27 protein-coding genes are annotated in these 26,348 nt (G+C 61.1%); 15 read left to right on the top strand and 12 right to left on the bottom strand.

The genetic code is table 11. From position 1 onward, the window contains the following. Positions 1–35: 35 nt before the first annotated feature. The 3 genes from msrB (at position 36) to BLP65_RS16890 (ending at position 1,031) form a co-directional block, all read left to right on the top strand. A complete protein-coding gene (gene msrB, locus BLP65_RS07445; RefSeq protein WP_092994804.1) occupies positions 36–452 on the top strand; it encodes a peptide-methionine (R)-S-oxide reductase MsrB in 417 nt (138 codons plus the stop codon). Continuing rightward, positions 433–708: a hypothetical protein gene (locus tag BLP65_RS07440; RefSeq protein ID WP_139181450.1), complete on the top strand. Its 276-nt coding sequence runs from the start codon at positions 433–435 to the stop codon at positions 706–708. Before msrB ends, BLP65_RS07440 begins: the two co-directional genes overlap by 20 nt. A gap of 146 nt (positions 709–854) precedes the next feature. Further along, positions 855–1,031 (top strand): hypothetical protein, encoded by a 177-nt coding sequence (locus tag BLP65_RS16890; RefSeq protein WP_175452482.1) that lies wholly within the window; start codon positions 855–857, stop codon positions 1,029–1,031. A 66-nt stretch (positions 1,032–1,097) separates the two neighbouring features. On the opposite strand, the gene BLP65_RS07435 is transcribed toward BLP65_RS16890, so the two are convergent. Next, positions 1,098–2,783, bottom strand: coding sequence for an ExeM/NucH family extracellular endonuclease (locus BLP65_RS07435; RefSeq protein WP_092994797.1), 1,686 nt, complete (start codon positions 2,781–2,783; stop codon positions 1,098–1,100). A gap of 5 nt (positions 2,784–2,788) precedes the next feature. Beyond that, the gene (locus BLP65_RS07430; protein ID WP_092994794.1) at positions 2,789–4,735 is read right to left on the bottom strand and encodes a RecQ family ATP-dependent DNA helicase; all 1,947 of its coding nucleotides are present in this window, start codon (positions 4,733–4,735) and stop codon (positions 2,789–2,791) included. A 237-nt stretch (positions 4,736–4,972) separates the two neighbouring features. Here BLP65_RS07430 and BLP65_RS07425 point away from each other — a divergent pair, with 237 nt between their 5' ends. Together BLP65_RS07425 and BLP65_RS07420 are read left to right on the top strand one after the other, a co-directional pair. Further along, positions 4,973–6,163, top strand: a complete 1,191-nt coding sequence (locus BLP65_RS07425; protein ID WP_092994791.1) for an amylo-alpha-1,6-glucosidase — start codon at positions 4,973–4,975, stop codon at positions 6,161–6,163. Between the two features lie 37 nt (positions 6,164–6,200). Then, entirely contained in the window at positions 6,201–7,193 is a 993-nt protein-coding gene (locus BLP65_RS07420; protein WP_245688266.1) for a glutathione S-transferase family protein, read from the top strand. Positions 7,194–7,206: 13 nt separating this feature from the next. On the opposite strand, the gene tkt is transcribed toward BLP65_RS07420, so the two are convergent. Beyond that, positions 7,207–9,249 (bottom strand): transketolase, encoded by a 2,043-nt coding sequence (gene tkt / locus BLP65_RS07415; protein ID WP_092994788.1) that lies wholly within the window; start codon positions 9,247–9,249, stop codon positions 7,207–7,209. A gap of 330 nt (positions 9,250–9,579) precedes the next feature. Further along, positions 9,580–9,789, bottom strand: a complete 210-nt coding sequence (locus tag BLP65_RS07410) for a dodecin (protein ID WP_092994785.1) — start codon at positions 9,787–9,789, stop codon at positions 9,580–9,582. Between the two features lie 123 nt (positions 9,790–9,912). Here BLP65_RS07410 and BLP65_RS07405 point away from each other — a divergent pair, with 123 nt between their 5' ends. The 3 genes from BLP65_RS07405 (at position 9,913) to BLP65_RS07395 (ending at position 13,266) form a co-directional block, all read left to right on the top strand. Then, entirely contained in the window at positions 9,913–11,103 is a 1,191-nt protein-coding gene (locus tag BLP65_RS07405) for an NnrS family protein (RefSeq protein ID WP_092994782.1), read from the top strand. Positions 11,104–11,390: 287 nt separating this feature from the next. After that, positions 11,391–12,320, top strand: a complete 930-nt coding sequence (locus BLP65_RS07400) for a hypothetical protein (protein ID WP_092994779.1) — start codon at positions 11,391–11,393, stop codon at positions 12,318–12,320. Positions 12,321–12,327: 7 nt separating this feature from the next. After that, positions 12,328–13,266 carry a coiled-coil domain-containing protein gene (locus BLP65_RS07395; protein WP_092994776.1) on the top strand — a complete coding sequence of 313 codons (939 nt, stop codon included), beginning with the start codon at positions 12,328–12,330 and terminating at the stop codon, positions 13,264–13,266. A gap of 192 nt (positions 13,267–13,458) precedes the next feature. Here the strand turns inward: BLP65_RS07395 and mutH are convergent, their stop codons facing one another. Continuing rightward, complete coding sequence (gene mutH, locus BLP65_RS07390; protein WP_092995455.1) at positions 13,459–14,139, bottom strand: DNA mismatch repair endonuclease MutH; 681 nt, start codon at positions 14,137–14,139, stop codon at positions 13,459–13,461. A 108-nt stretch (positions 14,140–14,247) separates the two neighbouring features. Here mutH and BLP65_RS07385 point away from each other — a divergent pair, with 108 nt between their 5' ends. Beyond that, positions 14,248–14,838, top strand: a complete 591-nt coding sequence (locus BLP65_RS07385) for a malonic semialdehyde reductase (protein ID WP_092994773.1) — start codon at positions 14,248–14,250, stop codon at positions 14,836–14,838. A 72-nt stretch (positions 14,839–14,910) separates the two neighbouring features. Here the strand turns inward: BLP65_RS07385 and BLP65_RS07380 are convergent, their stop codons facing one another. Further along, on the bottom strand, positions 14,911–15,828 hold the full coding sequence (locus BLP65_RS07380; protein WP_092994770.1) for a cation diffusion facilitator family transporter: 918 nt from the start codon (positions 15,826–15,828) through the stop codon (positions 14,911–14,913). Positions 15,829–15,908: 80 nt separating this feature from the next. Here BLP65_RS07380 and BLP65_RS07375 point away from each other — a divergent pair, with 80 nt between their 5' ends. Next, positions 15,909–16,181, top strand: coding sequence for a GIY-YIG nuclease family protein (locus BLP65_RS07375; protein ID WP_092994767.1), 273 nt, complete (start codon positions 15,909–15,911; stop codon positions 16,179–16,181). Positions 16,182–16,227: 46 nt separating this feature from the next. Further along, positions 16,228–17,301 carry a DUF2333 family protein gene (locus tag BLP65_RS07370; RefSeq protein ID WP_092994764.1) on the top strand — a complete coding sequence of 358 codons (1,074 nt, stop codon included), beginning with the start codon at positions 16,228–16,230 and terminating at the stop codon, positions 17,299–17,301. Positions 17,302–17,448: 147 nt separating this feature from the next. Here the strand turns inward: BLP65_RS07370 and moaC are convergent, their stop codons facing one another. Further along, positions 17,449–17,922, bottom strand: coding sequence for a cyclic pyranopterin monophosphate synthase MoaC (gene moaC / locus BLP65_RS07365; protein WP_092994761.1), 474 nt, complete (start codon positions 17,920–17,922; stop codon positions 17,449–17,451). Positions 17,923–18,174: 252 nt separating this feature from the next. Here moaC and BLP65_RS07360 point away from each other — a divergent pair, with 252 nt between their 5' ends. The 3 genes from BLP65_RS07360 to BLP65_RS07350 all read left to right on the top strand — a co-directional run bounded on the left by BLP65_RS07360 (position 18,175) and on the right by BLP65_RS07350 (position 19,536). Beyond that, on the top strand, positions 18,175–18,408 hold the full coding sequence (locus tag BLP65_RS07360; RefSeq protein WP_092995452.1) for a MoaD/ThiS family protein: 234 nt from the start codon (positions 18,175–18,177) through the stop codon (positions 18,406–18,408). 4 nt (positions 18,409–18,412) lie between these two features. Continuing rightward, positions 18,413–18,862 (top strand): molybdenum cofactor biosynthesis protein MoaE, encoded by a 450-nt coding sequence (locus BLP65_RS07355; protein ID WP_217631927.1) that lies wholly within the window; start codon positions 18,413–18,415, stop codon positions 18,860–18,862. A 275-nt stretch (positions 18,863–19,137) separates the two neighbouring features. Then, a complete protein-coding gene (locus BLP65_RS07350) occupies positions 19,138–19,536 on the top strand; it encodes a TraR/DksA family transcriptional regulator (RefSeq protein ID WP_245688264.1) in 399 nt (132 codons plus the stop codon). A gap of 67 nt (positions 19,537–19,603) precedes the next feature. On the opposite strand, the gene BLP65_RS07345 is transcribed toward BLP65_RS07350, so the two are convergent. From BLP65_RS07345 to BLP65_RS07325, 5 genes are all read right to left on the bottom strand, one after another. Next, positions 19,604–20,119: a metallophosphoesterase family protein gene (locus BLP65_RS07345; RefSeq protein ID WP_092994758.1), complete on the bottom strand. Its 516-nt coding sequence runs from the start codon at positions 20,117–20,119 to the stop codon at positions 19,604–19,606. Positions 20,120–20,253: 134 nt separating this feature from the next. Further along, entirely contained in the window at positions 20,254–20,802 is a 549-nt protein-coding gene (gene ppa, locus BLP65_RS07340) for an inorganic diphosphatase (protein ID WP_092994756.1), read from the bottom strand. 322 nt (positions 20,803–21,124) lie between these two features. Further along, positions 21,125–23,176: a sodium-translocating pyrophosphatase gene (locus BLP65_RS07335; RefSeq protein ID WP_092994753.1), complete on the bottom strand. Its 2,052-nt coding sequence runs from the start codon at positions 23,174–23,176 to the stop codon at positions 21,125–21,127. Between the two features lie 124 nt (positions 23,177–23,300). Further along, positions 23,301–24,569, bottom strand: a complete 1,269-nt coding sequence (locus tag BLP65_RS07330; RefSeq protein WP_092994750.1) for a 6-phosphofructokinase — start codon at positions 24,567–24,569, stop codon at positions 23,301–23,303. A gap of 45 nt (positions 24,570–24,614) precedes the next feature. Continuing rightward, positions 24,615–24,965 (bottom strand): hypothetical protein, encoded by a 351-nt coding sequence (locus BLP65_RS07325; RefSeq protein ID WP_092994747.1) that lies wholly within the window; start codon positions 24,963–24,965, stop codon positions 24,615–24,617. 391 nt (positions 24,966–25,356) lie between these two features. On the opposite strand from BLP65_RS07325, the gene BLP65_RS17335 reads away from it, so the two are divergent. Continuing rightward, on the top strand, positions 25,357–26,348 hold a 992-nt coding region (locus BLP65_RS17335), incomplete at its 3' end, for an adenylate kinase (RefSeq protein WP_092994744.1).

The raw sequence follows: 26,348 nt of genomic DNA, 5'->3' as shown, positions 1-26,348 counted from the left end.
ATCTCCAAAGGTAAACGGGCAATGGTACTTTCATAATGGCTGAGCGCATCGAGAAAGACGAAGAGCAGTGGCGCGCGGAACTGGACCCCGAAAAGTATCGGATACTCCGTGAGGCGGGAACCGAGCCCGCTTTTACCGGCAAGTATTATCGGAACCAGGAAACCGGCATCTATCATTGTGGGGCGTGCGGGGCGGAGCTGTTCAGTTCTGATCAGAAGTACGAGTCTGGCAGCGGCTGGCCAAGCTTTTGGGCGCCGGCTTCGGGGGAGGCCCTTGAGACCCGAACGGATCGCAGTTACGGCATGACCCGCGTCGAGGTGCGCTGCGCGCGCTGCGGTTCACATCTTGGGCATGTCTTTGATGATGGGCCCGCGCCCACCGGACAGCGCTACTGTATCAACTCCGCGGCGCTCGATTTCGAGCAGCGGGGCGATGATGGCGCTGGAAGCTGAAGTCCATTGGCAGCAGGGACCCGCAGGCGTTCCGGAGCCCCTGAGCTTCCGCATTGCAGGCATCGAACGCTCCGTCGCCGAGGTTCTGGATCGCTGGCCCGGCTCTGATATCGGTTATGTCAAAATCCGTGGCGAAGACGATGATCTCTACATCCTTCGCTATGAAGACGCAGGGAAACGATGGAGCATTATCTTCTATCAAAGCGATGAACCCCTGCCCGAGGGAATCGCTGGTGTGAAGCCTCGGTTCGTTTAGCAGCTACAACCCGATAGGCTGCTAAGATCTGGAGACGGAGCTCAGATTGGGGACTTTCCGAGATACCGTGCCGAGAGGCGAACCATTTCGTCACGGCTGTGTTGTGTGGTGGTGGATCAGTTCAAATCGGAAACAAGGAGGTCATTATGCGTTCAGGAACGCGATGGGCGGCTGCAATCATTCTGATGGCGATGTTTGCTATCGGGGGCTGCGAGCGCGAAGGGCCTGCCGAACGGGCTGGCGAGGAAGTCGATGAGGCCGTCGAGGAGACCGGTGAAGGAATCGAGGAGCTGGGCGAAGGGGCCGAGGAACAGACAAACTAACGCGTGGCTGCAATGCAGCCGCTATCAGGGGCCGGTGATAACCGGCCTCTGCGTCCTGAATAACGGCTAGTCCAGTCCCACCACGATCGGGTCGTGGTCCGAGGAGCGGTAGGGAGTGCCAGTCGCCCGGTTCGGGTCGCCGTGGTAGGTGAGAAAGGGCGGCTCGTCGGCATTGATGTGCCACATGCTCACGCCGCGTACCCGCCGCACCAACTTCGAGGTGGCCAGGGCGTAATCCAGGTATCCCGATTCGCCCCGGTAGACATAGGTGTAGCGCTGGTCCTGCGGCACATGTGCGGTGATAAGATCGGTAAGCCCATCTTTTTTAAGCCTTCGTACCGGCGCCTCGTCGCTATAGGCGTTTACGTCGCCCGCCACCAGCCATTCGTCCACTCCGGTTTCGCGACTGATGGTGCGGGCAAACTCGAGCAGTGCCTCTGCTTGTGCCATGCGCCGGAGATTCCAGCAGCCCTGTCCCCTGTCCACATCGCCTGACGTTGGACAGCCGGATTTCGACTTGAAGTGGATAGCGATGACGCCGAAGGGACGGGCACCCTTTTGTCGCGGCCTGAAAAGAGCGGCCAGCGGTGGTCTTGAGTGGGCCGGGTCGAAGTCACTGCGTGCCCTGTCCACCACCAGTCGATCCGCACGATAGACAAGTGCCGATCGGATGGCATCCTGCCCGCTGCCTCGGGGCGGCTTCACAGCGCGGTAGCGTGCGCCGGGCGGCGCATTCCGGTTGAGCTGTGTGACCAGTGTTTGCAGGGAGTGCTCCCTGTTTTCGATTTCGGCAAGGGCCAGCACGTCCGCTTCCAGGGTCTGAATTGCTTTTAGCAGCTTGCCGGTCTGCCGCTTTAGTTCACGCTGATTATCCGCACCGCGGCTGCCGAGGGTGGTGAAGTAGTTTTCGATATTGAATACCGCCACACGCCAGCGGCCGTCCGGGGCCTGCGGTGTTTCGGGGCGCGGATTGGTAGCTTGAAATGTGGGCACCTCAGTCGGGTGGACGCGGTATTCACCGAAGGCGTAAGCCAGGATCCCCTCGAGATTGCTCACATGGCTCCCCACCCGGCGAGTGCCGTCGGCGTCCAGATAGGGGATGGGCTGCGGCCGGGCCCGGTAGCTGCCGTCGTCCAGCAGGATCCGTCGGCTTGCGTTTTCCCGACCATCGATGCCGGGTGCCTGGGTGGGACGAAACAGGCGTCCGCCTTGTGAGAGAGCGAGGCTCCCGTGGCGCAGCAGATCGCCGTTTCCAGATACTGTGAGGGGCTGGGTCAGGCGCACAAGTAATCCCTCGAAGCGGGCCAGTCGGCCTTGATCGGCGGGAAGAGTGAGCATCGTCGGCTTCGGCAGTTTCGTCTCGCCACAGTGACGGATCGCCTTCGGTCGCGTGAGCTGGATCTGCCCCTTGTACTTCTTGATGCGTCCGGTGAGCTGGATACGGCTACCGGGCGTCAGTTTCGCCAACGCGTTTTTCCCCGGCTGCGGTGCATAGACGAAAATCCCGGCCGGAAGGCCCCCTTCGGCGGAGCCTTGCGACTGAAGATAAAAGCCCCCCAGGCGGTCACCACCGAGGAAGCTGCCGTTGACGATGCCCTCTACCGTGACTTCCTTGCCCAGCGGAATACGTGGCGACGTATAACCCTTCATGGCATGAATGGAAGCGGTATCGACCGACGGGCAATCGGCACCGGCCGCGAACGCTGCCAGAATCAGTGCAAGCAGGGCGAACCTGGACAGCCACGACTTCACGGGATTTACTCTAATGCGTCGAGTTCGGCCGGCGCGGTCTCAAGCGACTGCGCCCACGACATCACTTGTCCGAACGGCACCTCCGCCAATGCGCCGAATAGTGCATGCCCGCTCAGTTTGGCCCGGCTCAGTCTCGGCGATGATACCCCGCACAGAAAACGAGCGATGGTTCGGGGAGACGCCAGTACGTCGCCCTTTTCGGCCAGTAGCGGGGCGAGTTTGTCGGTGAGCCCCGACGGGATGACCACCTTCTGCGCTTCGGGCAGCCGGGACGCCTCTCCCCCGCACCCGCTGCAGTGGCCGCAAGGTGCCTTGAGAGTCTCGCCGAAGTGGGCGGCGAGGGCTGCGCTGCGACAATCCTGCAACGCGGCCAAGTCGAGCACCTGTCGCAGGCGCCCCATCTCGGCCTGTTCCCGCTTCAGCAGACGCTGGTGCAGTGACGTGGCAAGTGCATCGCGGTCATCCGGTGTCTGCAGGCGCCGGTAACGATGGCGCACGCCGGCGGCCTTGACCTCCAGCATTCCCTGCTCGCCGAGCCAGTCCAGCGCACGGATCACCCGATCGCGCGGACAGTGCAGGGCATTCGCTGCGACGCCGGGGTCCAAGCCAAGCCAGCTGCGGCCCTTCTTCGCTTGCCGGAACACCCCTTCCAGAAAGGTCTTTCGCTCCCCTTCGAAGCGGCTCAGGATCTCACCGGAACTCAGTAGCGGCTTGAATTTATACTCGGAGTAGAACGGGGTGCCACCCTCCAGCAGGCCGTCCAGTTCCAGGTAGGTCAGCAGGGTACGTAGCACCAGTGGACGGATATCGTGGCGGGCGGAGAGTTCATGCAGGGCGAGGTCGAACTCGGGCTCCCCGGTGAACAGCTCCTGAATCAGCCCCTGCAGCGAGTTCTCCTCCGGCGTGTCGCCGTAGATGAAGTTCTCCAGTACGTTGAGGTCGTCGCGACAGAACAGCAGGTGGCAGCGGGAGGGCTGGCCATCGCGTCCGGCGCGGCCGATCTCCTGGGCGTAGTTCTCCAGGGATTTGGGTGGGTTGTAGTGATAGACGTAACGGATGTCGGCTTTGTCGACGCCCATGCCGAAGGCGATGGTCGCCACCACCACCGCATCGTCCGAAGCCATGAACCACTCCTGCACGGCGGTGCGCTGTTCGTCCTTCATGCCCGCATGGTAGGCACGGGCCGGCCAGCCGGCGGCGGCAAGTTTGTCGGCGACTGCTTCGGCACTCTTCTGCAGGGTGACATAGACGATGGTGGCGCCGGGCGGATGGCTCTCCAGTTCCTTCAGCAGCAGCGAATCCCGTTGCCCGGGGCTGACCGGAGTGGTGATCAGTTGCAGGTTGGGACGGTAAAAACCGGTGCGTACTGCGCACTCGGGGGCGATAGCGAAGATGCGGCAGATATCCTCCAGCACCGGCGGTGTCGCGGTGGCGGTCAGCGCCAGCACACGCTCGCTCTCGATGTCGCGGGCAAAGCCGGCCAGCTTGAGGTAGTCGGGCCGGAAATTGTGGCCCCATTCCGAGAGGCAGTGCGCCTCGTCGACCGCGAACAGGGATACGCGCACCCGGGAGATGGCCTCACGGAAGCGTTCGTTGTTGAACCGCTCCGGGGCGACATAGAGCATGCGCAGCGTGCCGTCACGAAGTTGCTCCATCACCGTGCGGTACTCGTCGGCGCTCAGGGTCGAGTCCAGCCGTCGGGCGGCGATGCCGCGCGCGGTGAGGGCATCGATTTGATCCTTCATCAGGGCGATAAGCGGTGAAACCACCACGGTAACGCCGGGCAGCAGCAGGGCCGGTAGTTGATAGCAGAGGGATTTGCCGCCGCCGGTGGGGAAAACCGCTGCCGTGGATTTGCCGGCCAGCAGGTGCTGCATGACCTCCAGCTGGCCGGGAAGGAGTTCGTCGTAGCCGAAGTACTGCTTCAGGGTGGCTTGAATCCGTTCAGGCATTCCATACTCCTGCATTTTGAAAGGGCATCCAGGTTGCCCATTGTGCAGCCTTCATCGAAAAAGTCGAGGGGGTGCGGTCGTAGGGCGCATTCTCGGAATGCGCCGTGACTCGGTGACGCCCTGGAGGCCGACCTGCAGCTCGACCCTGCGTACTTCGAGGCAACCGCTTGCCTGCTTACGATACGTTACTATGAAGGGAGAGTCCTTTGCCGGCGAATTCACCATCCGGATGCTGCCATGAGTGATTTGCAACTGCGTGCGGCGGCCCATACTGCCGCGATTGAACTGCTAAGGAAAAACACCACTCCGGCGGGGGTGCTGGCAGCCTCACGCACTAAGGAAGCGGAGGCGCGCCGTTATACACGGATCTTCGGCCGCGATGCGGCGATCTGCGCACTGGGAATGGCGATCAGCGGCGAGCCCGAACTGTTGAAGGGGGCCCGTGCAAGCCTGATCACTTTGGCCGAGCACCAGGCGGAGAATGGTCAGATCCCCAAGTATGTCGATCCGGAAGGGAAGGAACCGGATTTCTGGTATGTGGGTTGCATTGATGCCACCCTCTGGTGGTTGATCGCAGTACGCTGGGTCGCCCGCCAACTGCCCGAAGAGCGCTTGGAGGCGGAGCTGCGCCACCGCATTGACGCGGCGCTGCAATGGCTGCACTGCCAGGAGCACCCGCGGCTGTTCCTCCTGCAGCAGAATGAGGCCAGTGACTGGGCGGATATCATGCCCCGTTCGGGCTATGTCCTCTACACCAATGCGCTCTGGTATCACGTCAAGCAGTTGTTCGACTGGCCGCATGCCGAAGAGACCAAGTACCACTTCAATCACCTGTTTTTCCCCTTTTCACGGGAGCGGCCTGACTACAGGCGTCTGCGCTTGCTGACCGATTACGTACTGGATGCCTCATGCGGGAGCAGCCTCTATCTCTCCTTCATCAATCTCAGTGTTTGGGGAGAGGAGGGCGACGTGTTCGGGAATCTTCTGGCAGTACTGTTCGGTCTGGCCGAGCCCGACCCTGCCGAGCGGGTGGTGGAGACCCTGTCGCGGGCAGGGGTCGGCGCACCGTTTCCCGTGCGCAGCGTCTGTCGACCGATCGAACCGGGTGAATCGTTGTGGCGCTCCTATATGGACCGTCATCAGCAAAATCGTCCGCACCAGTATCACAATGGCGGGGCCTGGCCGTATATCGGCGGCTTCTGGGCGATGGCGCTGCTGCAGCTCGGTCGTCGCAGTGAGGCCGAGGAGACGCTGGAGGGGATTGCCGAGGCCGGTCGTATCGGGGACTGGGGTTTTTTCGAGTGGTTTCACGGCCAGACCGCGGAGCCGAGGGGCATGCGTGGTCAATCCTGGAATGCCGCCATGTATCTGTTGGCCGAGGCGGCCCTGGAAAGGGGTATCGGATTGGGAAGCGTAACCGCGCGGTAGTGGGTTTTTGATAGTGTGATCAGAGAGGCTACAGGCTATGCCGAAGGCGATGAAGGATGGCAAGTTGGTGGATGTGGAGGATTTCGGTGATGCCGATGACGCAGGGCATTTTCTTCGCCGTACGAGTGTTTTCCATGATCGGGTCACGGCCGACGGCTCATCGGGATTCAGAGCCGAACCGGGGCGCTATCATCTCTACGTCTCACATGCCTGCCCCTGGGCCCACCGTACGCTCATCCTCCGCAAGCTGAAGAAGCTGGAAGAGGTCATCAGTGTCTCGGTGGTTCATCCGCTGATGGGGCCGGAGAGCTGGCACTTCGGTGAGTGTGACGGTTGCACCGAGGACCATCTGTTCGGGTCACGCTATCTCTACGAGGTCTACACCCGCGCCAGAGCGGACTATACGGGTATCGTGACCGTACCGGCGCTGTTCGATCGCGAAACCGGAACCATCGTCAATAATGAGTCTGCGGAGATTATCCGCATGCTGAATAGCGAATTCGATGCCTGGGGCGAGGCCCGGCTGGACTTCTACCCGGAGAAACTGCGCCCCGCCATCGATGCCATCAACCGCGAGGTTTACGACAACGTCAATGACGGCGTCTACCGCGCCGGCTTTGCACATAGTCAGCGGGCCTACGACGAAGCGGTGGAATCCCTGTTTGCCGCTCTGGACCGGCTCGAAAAGCAGCTTGCGCATCAGCGCTTTCTGACGGGGGATCGCGTCACCGAAGCCGACTGGCGTCTGTTCACCACGTTGGTCCGTTTCGATGCGGTGTACTACCTGCACTTCAAATGCAACCGCAAGCGGCTCGTGGACTACCCGAATCTCTGGAACTATACCCGCGATCTATACCAGGTGCCCGGCGTGGCCGAAACGGTTCGTCTCGACCACATCAAGCAGCACTACTACGGCAGCCACCCGCAGCTGAATCCCCGCGGTATCGTTCCTGCCGGACCCGACATCGACTTTTTCGAACCCCATGATCGCTACCGCCTGGTGCCGGAGGCCCCCGAGCTGGGGATGTGAATCCATTGCTGGGTCAGTCGGGCAATACCAGTCGCCTCGCCCGTTCCACGATGTGCTCGGGTGTGAACCCGAACTGTTCCAGCAGCACCGGCCCCGGTGCGCTGGCACCAAAGTGATCGATGCCGATGATGTCGCCCTCACAACCGACCCATTCGAGCCAGCCCTGGGTGGCGCCGGCCTCGATGGCGAGACGCGGCGTCACCTCCGGCGGCAGCACCTCGTTGCGGTAGTCCGAAGACTGCGCGCGGAACAATTCCCAGCTCGGCATACTGACGACCCGGGCGTCGATCCCGTGTTCGGTCCGCAGGTGACCCTGAGCGGAGAGCGCCAGGTGAACTTCGGAGCCGGAGGCGATCAGGATCAGGTCGGGCGTGTCCTGTTCCGGGGAGAGTACGTAGGCGCCCTTCCTGACTCCATCGGCGCGGGCCAGATGGTGGCGATCGAAAACCGGCAGCTTCTGGCGTGTCAGCACCAGCAGGGTCGGGCCATCGCGGCGCTCGACGGCGGCCCGCCAGGCCTCGGTGGTTTCGCCGGCATCGGCCGGGCGGATCAGGGTGAGGTTCGGTATGGCACGTAGCGAGGCCAGGTGTTCGATCGGCTGGTGAGTGGGGCCATCCTCGCCGAGCCCGATGGAGTCGTGGGTCATCAGGTAGATGACCGGCTGCTTCATTAACGCCGCCAGGCGAATGGCCGGGCGGGCATAGTCGGTAAAGATCAGAAAGGTCGAGGCGAAGGGGCGCACGCCGCCGTGCAGGGCCATACCCGAACAGGCGCCGCACATGGCGTGCTCCCTCACGCCCCAGTGGATATCGCGGCCCTGTGGAGAGTGGGCCGAAAAATCGCCGCCGGCTACCAGCATCGCCTTGGTCGAGGAGGCCAGGTCGGCTGACCCACCGAGCAATTCGGGCAGCTGGTCGGCGCAGGCATTCAGCACCTTGCCTGCCGCTGAACGTGTCGCCATCTGGCTCTGCTCCCCGGTAAAGTGCGGCAACCCGGCATCCCAGCCCGCGGGGAGCTCCCCGGCCATGATTCGCTCAAAATGCCCGGCCAGTTCGGGTTGCTCCCGGCGCCAGCTCTCTAGCTGCAGATGCCACTGGCGTTCCGCCTCGGCGCCGCGCTCCCTGGCCTGTCCCATGTGCTGTTTGACCCGATCGGGGACCAGAAACCGGGCGGTTTCGGGCCAGCCCCAGGCGTTTTTGGCGGCGCGCACCTCATCCTCCCCCAACGGCGATCCGTGGGCCGCTGCGGTATCGTGGGCGTGGGGAGCGCCCTCGGCAATGTGGGAGCGGACGATGAGCAGGGAGGGACGATCGGCGACGTTGTTCGCCAGTTGATACGCGGCATGCAGGGCCTCGAGGTCGTTGGCCCGCTCTCCCAGGTCCTGCACGTGCCAGTGATAGCCCTCGAAGCGACGGACCACGTCATCGGAATAGGTGATCTCGGTACGCCCGTCGATGGAGATGTGGTTGTCGTCATAGAGGACGATCAGCTTGCCCAGACCCAGGTGACCGGCCAGCGAGGCCGCTTCGTGGGAGGCTCCCTCCATCAGGTCGCCGTCGCTGGCGAAGACCCAGGTCCGGTGATCGACAATGGTGTGGCCGTCGCGATTGAAGTTGGCCGCAAGATGCGCCTCCGCGATGGCCATGCCGACCGCATTCATCAGGCCCTGCCCGAGAGGGCCAGTGGTGGTCTCTACCCCCGGGGTAAGGCCATGCTCGGGGTGCCCCGGCGTGCGGCTGCCCCACTGGCGGAAGTTGCGGATCTCCTCCAGCGGCAGGTCGTAGCCGGTCAGGTGCAGCAGACTGTAGAGCAGCATGGAGGCATGCCCTGCAGAGAGTACAAAACGGTCGCGGTCGAACCAGCGGGGATTGCCGGGATTGTGCTTGAGGAGCCGCTGCCAGAGTACGTAGGCGGCCGGTGCCAGGGCCATGGGCGTGCCCGGGTGACCGGAATTGGCCTGCTGCACCGCATCCATGGCCAGCGTACGGATGGTGGTGATACTGACCTCGTCGATGGGACCTCGGTCAACTGTACCGCCAATCGCCTCATCATTCATGGAAGAGTCTCCCTCTTCGGTATGTCTCAAGACTAGGAGCCTGCCCGAGAATTGCGACCGTCACGAGGGCAGGCGCACGACTCCATGGATGGAGGAGTCAGAGCGAAGCATGCCGCCGGATGGCGGTAGTAGAGAATGCCGGGAACCTATTTTCGAGGATCCCCGAGCTTAGTAGGTCAGTCTATTCTCGGGCAGGCTCCTGGCAGCCTGCCGGTAGCCCTATTGCTGCCAGGGAAGAACGCAGGAACGGTTTTTCCGGTTAATCCACCTGTTCCAGCGTCTAGCGTGACAGGCCACCGGCTCTTTGCCGCTCGTTGGCCTGGTGGCTGACTACTCTTCCAGCCGGAAACCGACTTTCAGGGTGACCTGCCAGTGCGCCACCTTGCCCTGTTCTATGTGCCCCCGGGTTTCGACCACCTCGAACCACGCCAGGTGCTTCAGGGTCTTTGAAGCACGTTCGAGGGCATTGCGTATGGCTTCATCACTGCCCTGGGTAGAGGAACCGACGATTTCGACCAGTTTGTAGGTGTGTGCGGTCATAAATTGCTCTCCTTTGCGGCCACTGTGCAGAAAAATCGGTGTGCAACAGGTACTTGACCGGTGTCAATGTGAAGCGAGAACCGATTCGCTAGGCTTTGGCAAAGTTTAGCGCTAGGGAATTATATGGCCATTTCCAACGTCAACGAGTCCCGGCCGGCCGAGCCACGCGGTTTCGCTCTGTTTGCACTCGGTTTTCGCCCCTTTTTTCTCGCCGCGGGGTGGTCTGCCGTTATTCTGGTTCCGCTCTGGGCCGCTGTATTCCTGGGCTGGATTGACGTAGGCAGCCGCTACGGGGCCTATAACTGGCACGCCCACGAGATGATATTTGGCTATACCATCGCCGTGATTGCCGGGTTCCTGCTCACCGCGGTGCGCAACTGGACCTCGCAGGATACCGCCACCGGCTTCTGGCTCGGGTTGCTGGCACTGCTGTGGCTTGCCGGGCGTGTTGTGCCCTTCACACCGCTGCCCCCTCTTTTAATCGCCGGGGTGGACCTGCTCTTTCTGCCGGCACTGGCGATAGCGATCGGCATTCCGCTCTCGCGCGTCAAGCAGCCGCAGAATCTGGTGTTTCCGGTCTTGCTGATGCTGCTTACGGTCGCCAACCTGCTGATACACCTCGCCGTTTTCGCCGGAATGGATACGTGGCGGACGGGAATCGATCTGGCGATCGGACTGGTGATGCTGGTGATCATCGTTGTTGGTGGACGGGTGGTGCCGTTCTTCATCGAGCGGGGACTACCGGGTACACAGGCACCGAAGTGGCCGAAACTCGAAATCCTCGTCTTCATCACCGCCGCCGTCTGGCTGGTGTCCAAGTTGTTGGCACCGGCATCGCCCTGGATGGCGATTGCTGCCGGCGTGGCGGCCTGCGTCCACGGGATCAGGATAGGTCTCTGGTACACGCCCCGGATCTGGAGTGTGCCGCTTCTGTGGGTGCTCTACCTCGGCTTCGTGTGGCTGATCATCGGCTTTCTGCTCGATGCGCTGGCCGGATTCGGTACGGTTGCTCCCACCCTGGCGCTGCATGCCTATACCGCAGGTACCATCGGCACACTGACGCTGGGCATGATGGCCCGCGTTTCACTGGGGCACACCGGTCGCGCCATGCAGTCGGCTCGCGCTATCAACGTCGCCTTTGCGCTAGTTAATGCAGCGGCCCTGTTTCGAATTCTCGTGCCGCTGGTGTTTCCGGACACCTACAGCACCTGGATTGGCCTCGCCTCGATATTCTGGATGGTCACCTTCCTTCTCTTCGTGGGTGTCTACAGCTCCATCCTTATCCGTCCCCGTGTCGATGGGCAGCCGGGATAAAGGCAGCATTTCTTGCATGGTGATACTCGGCGACTAACCTTTCACCGACCCGGAGAGGGTTGACCCGGAAGAGTCTCCCGTGCTCTCGATACAGACGGGAACGGGCTGTCGAGCGCCAGGCGGCAGAGCCCGGACCGACTGATTCCGTGCTGCAGGACCGCAAGGTGCTGAACCGTCGAATACCCGCACGCCCGGTCGTATAATGATCAGGGGCGATTTTCTGCACCCGTTTGGGTTAAGCTGGAAAACATCATGGTGGAGGGGAATCCGCTTCCCTCGAGGGTGGCATGTTCGATTTTGAAAAGAATTTCAGCCGCGGCGTACTGATTCAGCTGGCGATCGTGGCACTGCTGGTGGCGGCCCTGGTGGCAGCCAGTCTCGAATTTCTTACCGATATCTATCTGGTTCAGCAGTTGACGCGCACCGGATACCTGATTAATGGCGGTATCCTGGCGCTGTTCCTGTTGGGCCTTGCACGGATCATCGCTGGGCTCACTCGCTACATGCGCGAAGAGCATGCGATCCAGCAGTTTGCAGCAGAACAGGAAGCGGAGGTGCCCGACCCGGCAGCCGGCCTTCCTCCCAGGCGCCTCGTGGTCCAGCGCTACGACACTGTCCTGAAGCTTAGCCGCCAGAGCGCCCCCATCAATCATGCCGCACTGGCCTCGGCGCTGGTGGCCCGGGAGAGCACCACCATCAGTCTGCCCAAGTTCATCAATAATATCCTCATACTGACCGGTGTCTTCGGTACCATCGTCTCTCTCTCCATCGCGCTGGTGGGCGCTTCGAATGTCATTGGCGGCCCTTCCCAGGAACTCGGGGATATGGGCCTGGTGATTCACGGCATGTCGACGGCCCTTTCCACCACCATTACCGCGATTGTCGCCTACCTGCTCTACGGCTACTTCTACCTGAAGCTGACCGACGCCCAGACCCACGTACTGAGCGGTGTCGAACAGGTGACCTCGATGTATCTGCTGCCGCGCTACGCCAATACGCCGGACAACCTGGTACACCATGTCGCCGGTCTGGTTGAAAAGTTGCAGGAGGTGGCTGAGGGCATGCGCAGTGTTCAGTTCGACTACGCCGAATCCGGGAGTCAGCTGCACAGCCTGCTCGCCTCGCTGAACCTGAGGGTCAAGCCCGTGTCGGAGGACCTGAAGAACATCAAGCATACCCTTCGCGAGGGCTTCCGCCTGCGCGATACCAGCGACTGAGCGACTTATGGATTCACAGGGTTTCGTCGACCTGCGCCAGAACGGCCATTCCCACGGGCAAGGGGAGAGCTTCTGGCCCTCGTTCACGGACATCATGATGGTGGTGGTGATGATTTTCATCATTACCAGTACCGTACTGATCGTGCGCAACTGGGAACTGGTCGTGGAACTGCAGAATACGGTCGCCGCCGAGCGCCAGGCGGCCGCTCTGGCGGCCAGCCGGCAAGAGACCAATGAGAGCCTCGAGTCGCAACTGGCCCGTTTGCAGTCGGAGCTGTCGGAGGCACACATCCGTAACCTCCGGCTGGCGGAGGAGAATAGCGACGTTCAAAAGGCGCTGGCCGACCGGGAGCAGCGGATCCTGAGCCTTCGCGCGGAAAACCAGCAGCTGGATAGCCGCCGAGAGGTACTGGAGCGGCGTACCGCGGCATTGAGCCGGGACCTGGAGCGGACCAGTGCTGAGCGGGAAACCCTGCAGGCTCAGTACGAGCAGCGCGGGGAGCGCATCAAGCGTATCAATGCGCAGTTGCAGCAATTGGAAGAGACGCTTGCCGAGCGCCTGGCGGAGCTTGGCACCGTGCGTCAGGAGCGGGCTGCTGCCCGGCAACAACTCGCCGGCCTGAGAGCGGACTACGAAACGCTGGATGCGAAGTACCAGGAACTGATCAAACCGGCCCGGACGGCGGAGGACAGAGAGGTGGTCGCCGTGCGCTACCGGCGTGTCGACGGGGAGGCTCGGATCCAGCTGCGCGGCCCCGGGGAGGCTGCCTTCGCGGAACTCTCGGAAGCAGAACTGCACGAACGCCTGTCCGCACTGAAGAACCGCTACGAAAAGGAGCTTTACGTCAAAATCATCATTCCCTCGGAAAGCGGGCTTTCCTACAACGAGGCCTGGTCCTTCACCCAGAATCTTCTCAGTCGATACGATTACTACTACCAGGATTAGTGGTCCATGCGGGAAATCGTGTGACACTCAGAGCCCCTGGCCAAGGCAAGTGCTTGGATCGTGCGCCGGCCCGGGTCGGATGCCTGTAGGTCGGCCTTCAGGCCGTCATCCGGTTGCGACGGGAAGCCCGACCTACATCGCCGGCACAAGGGCCAGCGCGCTTTTTTGCGCTCAGGCCTGGCCGACGGGCTCCTAGTCAAATTGCTGCTGCAGAATAGCGAGTGTGAACGAGGACCGCAGGTAAAAGCCGCGGGGGTTGGTCAGTATTCGCTCGCCTTCGGGACCGATTGCGGCTGCCATGATGCGGGCGTTGGCTGCCTTCGGGCGGATTTGCAGGGCTCGTCCGAAGCGCGCGGTGATGCTTCCCAGCTGTCCCAGACAGACCATCTCCATCAGCTCCTCCCAATCGGTTCGCAGGATCTCCTCCTGGTGAGGATCGGGACTCCACAGAAAAGGGGTGCCCAGGCGCCGTTCCGCTACGGGTAACTCGCGATCGGCCTCCACCGGCACCCACAGGACCCGAGCCAGTTTCCGGCGCGCCCAGCTGGTCGTCCAGCTGTCACTGATGCCCTGCTCCAGAGGCACTGTGCAGACATATGTCGATTCGCGGGGGCGACCGTCGGTGTCCAGAGGAAGGGTTTTCATCTCCACACCGATGGCCCGGAAGTCCGGCTCGGCGAGCGAGGCCGCATCGGCACCCAGCACTGCCTCGACGAGCTGGCCCACCCAGCCCTTGGCCCGGCGCAGATCGTGAGGGACCTGTATCCCCGTCTGCATTGCCAGTTGCCCCAGCGAGCGACCGGCAACGACCCGGCAGCGCTCCATAAGCTCGGCTTCGCTGACGGGCGGCGGTGGCAGATCCGGATTGCTCATGGTGCGAATTATGCGGAGGCTGCCGACCGGTGTCGAGACGGCTGCTGTCGGGTTGTCCGATGCCAATGGTTTATAGTTATTGGACATCTGTGAAAATGGAGGACACCAATGACGGAAGCCCTGGATGAGCAGGCCCTCGATACCCTTTTTCGTAAGGCGCGAAGTTTCAGCTACTGGCAGGACAAGCCGGTTAGCGATGAACAGCTGCAGGCTGTATACGACCTGATGAAGATGGGCCCCACCAGCGCCAACTGCCTGCCGGCGCGGCTGGTGTTCATAAAAACCCCCGAAGCCAAGGAGCGCCTGAAGCCCTGCCTCGCAGAGGGAAACGTCGACAAGTCGATGAGTGCACCGGTGGTCGCCATCATCGGTATGGACCTGGAGTTCCATGAAAAGCTGCCCCGGCTTTTTCCACACACCGATGCCCGCTCCTGGTATGCGGGTAAACCCGAAAAGATTTATGAGACGGCGTTTCGAAACAGTTCGCTGCAGGGCGCCTACTTCATGCTGGCGGCACGCAGCCTTGGGCTCGACTGTGGCCCGATGTCGGGGTTTGACAGTGAAAAACTGGATGTGACCTTCTTCCCGGAAGGGACCATCAAATCGAACTTTATTTGCGCCATCGGCTACGGGGAGGCGAGTCGTCTGCATGCCCGTGGACCGCGGCTGGAATTCGAAGAGGCCTGCCGTATTCTGTAGGTTGTTGTGACCCCTTCAGGCTCAGCCGCAGCTGCGGCTGGGCCTGCCCCTCAGGTGTTTGATGCTGTCATTTCAATCACCCCGCCCTGCGTCTTCAGGGCTGCCCGGATGCAGGATGTGGAAGCCGGTCTCCGGCTGAATCGTGGTGTGGTCGATCCCGAATTCCTCCAGGAGAAGTCCATTCAGCTGCTCGAGCGCACCCTCCCAGTGCTGCAGCCCGTCCAGCACCACATGGGCGGAAAGCGCAATGGAGCCGGAGGAGAGTGTCCAGATGTGGAGGTCGTGGACGGATCGGACGTGGTCGATTTCCGCCATGGCCCTGCCTACCTGCGGCAGCTCGATACCGAACGGCACTCCTTCCAGCACCACGTGCAGAGTGTCGCGAAGCAGACGCACGGTGGAGACGAGGATCAGACCACAGACCAGAAGTGCGAGAATCGGGTCGATGGGCATCCATCCGGTAAAGAAGATCACCGCGCCTGAAGCGAGCGCTGCCACTGACCCCAGCAGATCGCCGATGACGTGCAGCAGAGCCCCCCGGATATTCAGGTTCTGTTCCCCGTGCCCGAGGATCCAGGCCACCAGCAGATTGATGGCCAGTCCCACGGAGGCAATCAGCATTACCGTGCCGCCCTGGACCTCGGGAGGTGCCTGGAAGCGTTGAATGGCGGCCCATGCGATCCCGCCTACCACCCCCAGCATCAACAGCGCATTGACCAGGGCCGCGACGACCTCCATGCGACCGAACCCGTAGGAGTGCCGGAAAGAGGGAGGTTGTTTGATCGCCCAGGCCGCCAGTGCTGCCAGCCCCAGGGCGAATGAATCGCTGAGCATGTGGCCGGCATCCCCCAGCAGAGCCAACGAGCCGGAGATCCAGCCACCCACCGCCTCGACAAAGGCGAAGCCCAGGGTCAGGCCTAGAGCCAGCGTCAGACGTCCTCCGACACTGGCTCCGTGGCTGTGTGCATGACCATGATCGTGTGCAGGCATCGGGGTCGGCTCGCGGGAATCTCTATCCAAGTCTACGCGATGGGTCCTCCTTGAACCCCCTCCGGTGTATCATCCGTCCCATGGCCGATTGGCACGTCTATATCGTTTGCTGCGCCGATGGCACGCTCTACACCGGGGTGGCGCGGGACGTGGAGCGGCGCGTGGCCGAACACAACGGCGGCCCGCGAGGGGCCCGCTATACCCGCGGGCGCCGTCCGGTGGAGTTGGTCTACCGGGAAGCCGCCACCGACCGTGCGGCGGCGTGCCGGCGCGAAGCCTCGATCAAAGGCCTGTCGCGTTCACAAAAAGAGGCCCTCATTCGGGCCGCCATCGCTGTACCGATGTTATCGTAGGACGTCATTTTTCCTGTTCGAGGAGTCGAGATTGTCTGAAACCACAATGTTCGAGCGATTAAAGGGCTTGTTGGCCGGCTCGGGCCGCAAGGCTCGCCACCTGGTGGAACTCTACCGCCTCGATTCGCTGCGCGCGCGGGGTATCGCCGGTGCCGCCGGGCTGATCGGGCTGGCGCTGATCGTCGTGGGGCTGGGGCTCGGCATGTTCTGGAGCGTTGAACCCGATCGGTTTGACGTTGAAGCCAATGCCGAGGCCATGGCTGAGGTGGAAGGCGGAGCAGTGGTGACCGGTTATGTCACGGTTGCAGCCCTCGAACGGGTCGCGGAAACCCTGCTGGACAAGTCGGGTGGTTACTTGAGCAATGACGTGATGCCTCCGGGCGTACTGCTGGACAACATCCCCAATTGGGAATTCGGGGTGCTGGTTCAGGTGCGCGATCTGGCGCGCGCCTTGCGCAATGACTGGAGCCGCTCGCAATCGCAATCGGTGGAAGACCGGGATCTCGCCGTTGCCGAGCCCCAGTTCAACGTGAATTCCGAGTCCTGGATGTTTCCGCCAAGCGAAACCGAGTACCGCGAGGGCGTGGAGGCGCTGCGCCGCTATCGGGTGCGTCTGAACGATGAATCTCAACAGGACTCGCAGTTCTATGCCCGTGCCGACAATCTGGTTGCCTGGTTGGCCGTAGTGGAGAAACGGCTCGGAAGCCTCTCGCAGCGCCTGTCGGCGAGCGTCGGTCAGGCGCGCATCAATACCGATCTGGCGGGGGAACTGGGTGCGGAAAACGCCACGCTTCGGCCGGTTGAGCTCAAGGTGAAGACCTCCTGGCTGGAAATCGACGATGTCTTCTACGAGGCGCGCGGTACCACCTGGGCTTTGGTGCATTTTCTGCATGCGGTTGAGCAGGATTTCAACGGCATTCTACGCAACAAGAACGCCATGACCAGCCTACGTCAGGTCATCCGGGAACTGGAGGCGAGCCAGCAGTCTCTCTGGAGTCCGGTAATTCTCAACGGCAGCGGCTTCGGTGTCCTGGCCAACCACTCGTTGGTCATGGCGTCCTATGTGTCGCGGGCCAATTCGGCGGTTATTGACCTGCGTTCCTTGCTGGATCGGGGATAGCTCGGACTTCTCACCGCAAGGCTTCCGCTCCTGCTCACGCTCCTTGGTGACATACCGAGATACGGGTAGGAGCGGCGGAAGCCGCGATTCGGCGTTTCGCGACTTCCGTCGCTCCTACATGCATGGACGCCAGTTTAGAACACCTATTTAGCGCCGCCAGTGTCCGGATTTGCCGCCGCGCTTCTCCAGCAGGCGGACTTCGCCCATTTCCATGCCCCGGTCGACCGCCTTGCACATGTCGTAGATGGTGAGCAGGGTCACCTGAACGGCCGTCAGTGCCTCCATTTCGACCCCGGTCTGACCGGCGGTTTCCACCGTAACCGTGCAGGAGACGGCGCTGTCCGCTTCCTCCGGTACCAGATCGATGTCGACCCGGCTCAGCGCCAGGGGATGGCACAGCGGAATGAGATCAGCGGTCTTCTTCGCGGCCATGATTCCGGCTATGCGGGCCACGCCCAGGACATCGCCCTTCTTGTGACCGCCGGCCACAATCCGTTGCAGCGTTTCCGGCTGCATGCGGATGCGCCCCTCCGCAATGGCCACCCGCCGGGTAACGGCCTTGTCTCCGACATCGACCATGTGGGCATTGCCGTCACTGTTGAAGTGGGTCAGTTCGCTCATGCAGGACTCCGGCCGGGTTCGTTGGTGGGCGCGGCGTTATGATAGGCTCGTGCCGATACCCGCGCAAATCATCGCGGCTCAAGGGCAGGGTAAACGCAGACTCACCGGATTGGTGACTGGCGAGTGGTGCAAGTGATCATGGCGGCGTGCATGGTTCTACTTCCTGCATCCATGCAGTCGTGCGGCCGGCGACCTGATATCATCAAGGAGTACACTGGCGTGCAGTAGCCTGTGACCAACGGGGAAAAGACCATGACTGTAGATGTGAAATTCTTTGCCAGTCTTCGTGAGCAGGTCGGTTGCGAAGGCGCCTCCGTGGAAATCGGCGAGGTCGCCACCGCGGCCGACGTCTGGCTGGCTGCTGCCGGAGGCAAACCGATGCCACCCAATGTACTGGTCGCAGTCAACATGGAATACACCGACCCGAACCGGGAGGTGAAAAGCGGCGATGAAGTCGCTTTCTTCCCGCCGGTGACCGGAGGTTGATTTCGTGGGAGTCCGAGTGGAGATCCGTAGCGGTGCGTTGTCACCCTGGGAAGAGCTGGCCGGCCACGAGCAGGCAAAGACGAAGCTGAAGGGTCGCATCGGCGCAGCCGGTGTTTTTGTGGGGACCATGCGTGACTTCAATGAGGCCTCGGATGTAACCGCAATGCACCTGGAGCACTATCCCGGCATGACAGAAACCCATCTGCAACGGATCTGCGCTGAAGCCGGTGAACGTTGGGAACTGCTCGACACCCTCGTGGTGCATCGCGTCGGCGATCTCCTGCCCGCAGAGCCGATCGTGCTGGTTGCTGTCTGGTCGGAACACCGCAAAGACGCCTTTGAAGCCTGCCGCTTCATCATGGAAGACCTCAAGTCAAAGGCTCCATTCTGGAAGAAGGAGACCCTTACCGACGGCAGTACGCGCTGGGTCGAGAAAAACACCGCCGGTTATTAAAGCAGGTCGGTTTTCGGGTAGACGCTGCCGGCAATGTAATGTAGAAGCTTTGACGGGCTGAAGCCCGACCTGCGGGCGGGTACGTACAGGTGCAGTCCGTTGTGTTTCCCTCCGTGCACCCTGCGCCTGGAAAATCGGTTCCAGACATTTTCAACCGACTAATCCATGTAGTCGTCTGCAGTGCAAACCCTTTCTCTTTTTCTCTCTCCTTAGCAGTTATCGCTCTCGTCCCCTATGCTTCAAGAGTGTCATTCTCGATGCAAGGAGGAGGGCCGATGGACCACCTGAGCGAAGAACAGCGTCGTGCACTCCGTCACCGGCTTCAGGAGCGCCATCAGCAGTTAAGGGATGAGATCCGTGAAGAGTTGCTCAAGGCGGATAGAGAGCAGTACAGCGACCTGGCGGGCCAGGTACATGATCCGGGCGAAGAGTCGGTGGCGGATCTGCTCTCCGACATCAACAATTCCATGGTCGACAACTATATCCGGGACCTGCGCCACGTGGAGGTCGCTCTGGAGCGTATAAACGAAGGCACCTACGGTATCTGTGATGAGTGCGGGATCGAAATCCCCTTCGAACGTCTCGAGGCCTATCCGACGGCTATTCGTTGCATCGAGGATCAGGAACGCTACGAAAAACTCTACCGCGAACGCCGCCATCGACCTTCGCTTTAAGCACACGCCAGCCGCCGCAGAAGGATCTGCACCCGGAGGCGGCGAGTGAACCGGGTGAGCTATCCATTTAAACGCCCGGCACGTCGCGGATTTCGAACTCCAGGGTCTCCAGGTCGCCCATGATGTAGGTGGCCCGGGGGCCCACTCCGGCGACCGTGCCGGGGTTTACCATCCAGCTGGTTTTTCCCTTGATGTTCTCCACTGCCGTGACCGCTGGCCGGTGGTCATGGCCGCAGCAGACGACGTCCCAGTCACCCGTGGTCGCCAGTGCCTGGGCATAGTGGGGGAAGTGCACCAGGAAGATATGCCGGCCACCAAGCTCCAGTCCGGCATCCATGCCATGGTAATAGACGACGCTCCCCGGTTCCTGGGCCAGCATGAACATGGCATAGGTGTCCCCCTCGTTGTTGCCGTGAATCACGTGCACCGGCAATCCTGCGGCCTGAAGGGGTCGCAGGGCTGTGGGCGCCACGACATCGCCGCAGTGAAGTACCGCCTCCGCCCCGAGGGACTTGGCTTCCTCCACCGCCGCTTTCAGAAAGGGCCGGTTGTCGTGACTGTCGGAAACAATACAGATTTTCATCAGCTAACCGCGAAGACGCAAAGGTCGCAAAAGAGGGCCGCCTATTTTAGCCAAACCCGGTCGTAACTTCACTGGCCATGTGCCGGCAGAGTGGGACAGAAAACGATGTGCACCGCTGCGGTCAATGATTCCCGTCAGAAGTGCGGCTTCTCCGGCGCCTCCTGGTACATCTTGACGCTGGAGAGCAGCTCTTCCTTGGCTGCATCGATATCGCCCCAGCCCTCCACACGGACCCATTTGCCCTCATCAAGGTCTTTGTAGTGCTCGAAGAAATGGGCGATCTGATCCAGCAGGACCGGCGACATATCGTCGATGTTCCGTGCGCTCCGGTACAGGCGGCAGAGTTTGTCCACCGGAACGGCCAGAATCTTGGCGTCATCCCCGGATTCGTCAGTCATCTTCAACACACCTACCGGCCGGCAAAGGATGACGGAACCGGGGATGAGCGGGACGGGGCTGACGACCAGCACGTCTACGGGGTCACCGTCTTTGGAAAGGGTACGCGGGACATAGCCGTAGTTGCAGGGATAGTGCATGGCGGTGTTCATGAACCGGTCCACGAACATGGCACCGGTCTCCTTGTCGACCTCGTACTTCACCGGATCGCTGTGGGAGGGGATTTCGATAATGACGTTGATTTCGTTGGGAACGTCTTTCCCGGCATCGACGCGGTCGAGATTCATTGTGGGATAAACTCCTCTTAATGCCCTATAAGAAAACGGCACAGTATAAAAGGGCTAGTGGCTAGTGGCTAGTGGCTAGTGGCCAGTGGCCAGTGGCGAGTGGCGAGTGGCGAGTGGCGAGTGGCGAGGGGCGAGGGGCTAGGGGGGGGAGTGGCGAGGGGCTAGGGACGAGGGACGAGAAAAGAGAGTGGGACGAGAGCGAGACGAGGAAAGTGGGCTTGGCAACTAACTACTAGCCACTCGCTACTAGCAACTAGCAACTAGTCACTTAAACAGAGAGGCCGGGCGATGAGCCCGGCCTCTTGCCTAATCAATCAATCGCTTAACTCCAGAATTGCACCACCAGAGGCACAATCAGCAGGGCTACGATGTTCATGATCTTGATCAGCGGGTTGATGGCCGGTCCGGCGGTGTCCTTGTAGGGGTCGCCGACCGTGTCGCCGGTGACCGCCGCCTTGTGGGCTTCAGAACCCTTGCCGCCGTGGGCGCCATCCTCGATGTACTTCTTGGCGTTATCCCAGGCGCCGCCACCGACGGTCATGGAGATGGCCACGAACAGACCGGTGATGATGGTGCCCAGCAGAAGGCCGCCGAGGGCGAGGGGGCCAAGAATGAACCCGACCAGGATCGGTACCAGCACCGGCAGCAGCGAAGGAACGATCATCTCCTTGATGGCGCCTTTGGTCAGCATGTCCACCGCACGGGTGTAATCCGGCTTCTGGGTACGGTCCATGATGCCCGGCATTTCTTTGAACTGGCGACGCACCTCGTTGACGATGTCGCCGGCCGCACGGCCTACCGCTTCCATCGCCATCGCCCCGAACAGGTACGGGATGAGGCCGCCGATGAACAGACCCATGATTACCCGCGGGTCCGACAGGAGAAACTGCAGCTCCATGCCTTCATCGGAAAGGGCGTAGGTGTAATCGGCAAACAGCACGAGGGCAGCAAGACCGGCGGAGCCGATGGCGTAGCCCTTGGTGACGGCCTTGGTGGTGTTGCCGACTGCATCCAGCGGGTCGGTAATATTGCGGACCTTTTCATCCAGCTCCGCCATCTCGGCGATGCCGCCCGCGTTGTCGGTGATCGGACCGTAGGCGTCCAGGGCCACAATGATGCCGGTCATCGACAGCATAGAGGTCGCGGCGATGGCGATGCCGTACAGCCCTGCCAGCTCGTAGGAGCCCCAGATCGAGGCGACGACCGCAAGCACCGGCAGAGCGGTGGAGCGCATCGAGACCCCCAGGCCGGCGATGATGTTGGTGGCGTGACCGGTGGTGGAGGCTGCGGCGATGTGCCTTACCGGACCGTACTCAGTCGCGGTGTAGTATTCCGTAACCACCACCAGCGCAGCGGTAAGTACCAGTCCGACCACAGCGGCCCAGAACAGGTTGACGGTGTTGATCACGTCACCGGCAACGGTGATGGTTCCCTCGGGGAATATCCAGGTGGTGACGGGATAGAAGGCGATGGTAGCCAATACACCGGCGACGATGAGCCCACGATAGAGGGCGTTCATGATCTTGCCGCCTTCGCGGACCTTCACAAAGAAGGTGCCGATCACCGAGGCTATGATGGAAACACCACCGAGAACCAGCGGGTAGATGGCGGCCATGCCATTGTCGCCGGCCACAATCAGGCTGCCCAGCAGCATGGTTGCGATCACCGTTACGGCATAGGTCTCGAACAGGTCGGCGGCCATGCCGGCGCAGTCGCCCACATTGTCGCCCACGTTGTCCGCGATTACTGCCGGGTTGCGGGGATCATCCTCGGGAATGCCGGCTTCCACCTTGCCGACCAGGTCAGCACCGACATCCGCACCTTTGGTGAAGATACCGCCGCCCAGTCGGGCGAAGATGGAGATGAGCGAACCACCGAAGCCGAGGCCGACCAGCGCGTGAATCGCATCGTTGGTGCTGAGGTCCATGCCGATCAGAATGGCGAAATAGCCGGCGACTCCGAGCAGGCCCAGACCCACCACCAGCATGCCCGTGATGGCGCCGCCGCGGAAGGCGACCTGCATGGCGTCATTGAGTCCGGTATTGGCTGCCTCGGCGGTACGCACGTTGGCGCGCACGGAGATACTCATGCCGATGTAGCCCGCCGCACCGGAGAAGACCGCGCCAATCAGAAAGCCGAAAGCACTCAGCCAGCTGATGAACAGGCCGACAAGAACGAAGAGGACAGCACCGACTATACTGATGGTGGTGTATTGACGGTTGAGGTAGGCATTCGCTCCCTCTTGAATTGCCCCGGCGATTTCCCGCATGCGGTCGGTGCCGGTGGATTTGCCGAGTATCCATTTGACGGAAACGGCGCCGTAGACGATGGCGGCCGCGGCACACAATAGTGCAAATACTAGCCCTGTAGTCATTGGGTCCTCCCCTAAGTGTATAAAAAGCTTTTGTTGTTAAACCATCCGGCTTCTGGATTGTATTTGGTCTAGATCCAGTTACCCCAGAAAGACAAAGGGGAGCTGACGCTCCCCCCTGTTCCGTTCACTTTACCTCGAACTCGGTGTCGAGTTTTTTCTCAACCGCCACATTCTTCAGCATGACGTATTGCGGCAACCCGTTCTTGTAGGGCGGGTAATCCTCACCCTTGATCAGCGGTTCAAGGTACTTCCGGCACTTCGGCGTGATATCGAAGCCATCGCGGCTGATGAAGCTCTTCGGCATCATCTTTTCCTTGTTGGCGACCCGGCTGAGTGGCGCTTCTCCGACGCTCCAGCGATAAGGACTGTCTTTTTTACGCACGACGGTGGGCATCACCGAGTTCTTGCCCTTCAGAGCAAGCTCGACAGCAGCCTTGCCCATGGCGTAGGCCTGCTCTACATCGTTTTTGGACGCAATGTGGCGGGCGGCACGCTGCAGGTAGTCGGCAACTGCCCAGTGATACTTGAGGCCCAGATCCTCGCGAATCATGTTGGCCACCACCGGGGCGACACCGCCGAGCTGCGCGTGGCCGAAGGCATCCATCAGGCCCTGGTCGGCCAGGAATTTCCCTTCAGGGTCCTTGACTCCTTCGGAGACGACCACCGAGACGTAGCCGTACTGGTCGACCTTCTCCTTCACCTTGGCCATGAACTTGGCGCGATCAAAGATCACTTCCGGGAAGAGAATCACGATCGGCAGGTCGGTATCCTCGGTAGTTGCAAGCCCGCCTGCGGCAGCGATCCAGCCGGCATGCCGCCCCATCACCTCGACCACAAACACCTTGGTGGAGGTTTTCGCCATGGAGCGGACATCGAAACTGGCCTCGCGCACGGAGGTGGCGATGTACTTGGCTACCGAGCCGAAGCCGGGACAGTTGTCGGTAATCGGAAGGTCATTGTCCACGGTCTTTGGCACGTGGATCGCCTGGATGGGATAACCCATCTTTTTGGAGAGTTGCGAGACCTTGAGGCAAGTGTCGGCGGAGTCACCGCCGCCATTGTAGAAGAAGTAGCCGATGTTATGAGCTTCGAAGACCTCGATCAGACGCTCGTACTCGCGGCGGTTCTCCTCGACGCTTTTCAGCTTGTAGCGGCAGGATCCGAAAGCACCGGAAGGTGTATGGCGCAGGGCGGCAATGTCCTTTTTGCTCTCTTTGCTGGTATCGATGAGATCTTCGGTCAGGGCGCCGATGATGCCGTTACGTCCTGCGTAGACCTTGCCGATTTTATCTTTATTGGCGCGGGCGGTTTCGATTAACCCGCATGCCGAGGCATTGATGACGGCTGTCACACCCCCGGACTGGGCATAGAAGGCGTTCTTCTTGTTCGCCATGTTCCGTTCTCCCTAGTCTTTATTTGATGATTGTCGAAGTTCGGGTTACTTCTCGTTCTCTTGTTCCTCTTTCACGGCGTGGTCTGCCTGCACCTGGAGCAGGGTCACGGTGCACGTCGTGATATCGTCGAATTCTTCGATTCCGGTCCCGTAGGTCTGGTAAAGACGGTAGAAGAACTGGGCCCGGTAGCGGTTGTCCCCCACCTTCGCGATAACGAAGTTGGCATTATCGACCTTCCAGTACAGGGCAGGACAGGGCGTAAGCACAGTCGAGTGGGGGTCGAGCCTCAGTTCGATCTCGACCTGATCCGGTTCAATGGGGCGTTTATAGCGCTCTTCGAGGGTACTGCGTACGGTCCAAAGCTCGCTTTCGGAAAACTCGGGAATGCTAGTCATGTAAAGCCTTTGACTCTTTCTTGCGTGTATATAATGACGCGGCCGTCGAGACCTGAAACGGCTTTATAACAAAAATCCGTCGGAGTTACATTGACTTGAGGAATCGAGTGCGATTAGCTTAATCCGTCGCTGCGGTCAACGGTAATGCAATTTGTATATACGGCCATCCATAAAACTTAAGCCCGGCCCTTCCATGGATGCGTTCTGTGGCGCGGCAAATGTGGTCGCTCGAGGGCTTCGCTCGGCATGAGTCCGCAGGGGCCATACCCGCGCAAATGTCCCTGACTGGTTGAAAACGACGCATCGGCGCGGATTGATGAAAGGCTCGGGTTTGGCACGCTGATAAAAAAAATACGACTATCCAAAAAGCTATCGGGAGTGAGAGATCAAGATGAGAATCGTACTGCTGGGGGCACCCGGGTCGGGGAAGGGAACACAGGCGCAGCTTCTGTCGGATAAATACGAGATCCCGCAGATCTCCACCGGTGACTTGCTTCGTTCCGCCGTCAGGAACGATACGCCGATCGGGCAACGGGCGAAAGCCGCAATGGAAGCGGGACAACTGGTTAGTGACGAGATCGTCCTTGCCATTATCAAGGAACGGGTTTCCCAACCCGACGCCCAAAGAGGCTTCATCCTCGATGGCTTCCCCCGCAACATCCCTCAGGCCGAGGCCCTGGATAGTGTGCTGGATGAAATCAATCAGCCGATCCAGGGTGCAATCCTGATAGATGTCGACTTTGACAGCCTGGTTCAGCGTCTTTCCGGCCGTCGCACCTGCGAATCGTGCGGCCAGGTCTATAACGTCTTTACCTCACCCCCCCGGCTTGATGATCAATGCGATCTGTGTGGTGGCAACCTTCGCCATCGTGCGGACGATAATGAGGAAACCATCAGCAACCGGCTCCGGGTCTTTGAAGCCCAGACCCTGCCGTTGACGGAATACTTCCGCGCCCAGGGCAAACTCCACACAATCGAGGGGACGGGTGAGATCGAGGATATTTTCGAGCGCGTTGATGCCGCGGTGCAGGAGATCAAGGCAAGACCGCAGGCCCCCGTAACGCCGCCAGCTCCCGCAGCCGCAGAACCGGTCCCACCGGTGCCGGAAACCGCGAAAGCCCAAGCAGAGAAGGGAGCCGCACAAGTGCCCCAAGCTGCTGCCGGTGGCGGGAAAACGGCCCCGGCGAGCGGGAAGCCCGCGCGTGCCAAAAAGCGCACCCCGAGGAAGGCAACGGCCAAACCGGCACCTGAGAAGGCTGCAGTAGAGGCGAAACCAAAGACCACGGCAAAGAAGGCAGCAGCACCGAAGAGCACTGCCAAGTCGACACCGAAGAAGGCAGCCCCGAAGAAGGCCGCTCCGAAGAAGGCAGCCCCGAAGAAGGC

It is taken from the genome of Thiohalomonas denitrificans (assembly GCF_900102855.1).
In the GTDB taxonomy this organism is placed as follows: Bacteria; Pseudomonadota; Gammaproteobacteria; order Thiohalomonadales; family Thiohalomonadaceae; genus Thiohalomonas; species Thiohalomonas denitrificans.
Note: the sequence above shows the minus strand (reverse complement) of the source record. Positions and strands in the feature narration are given on the sequence as shown.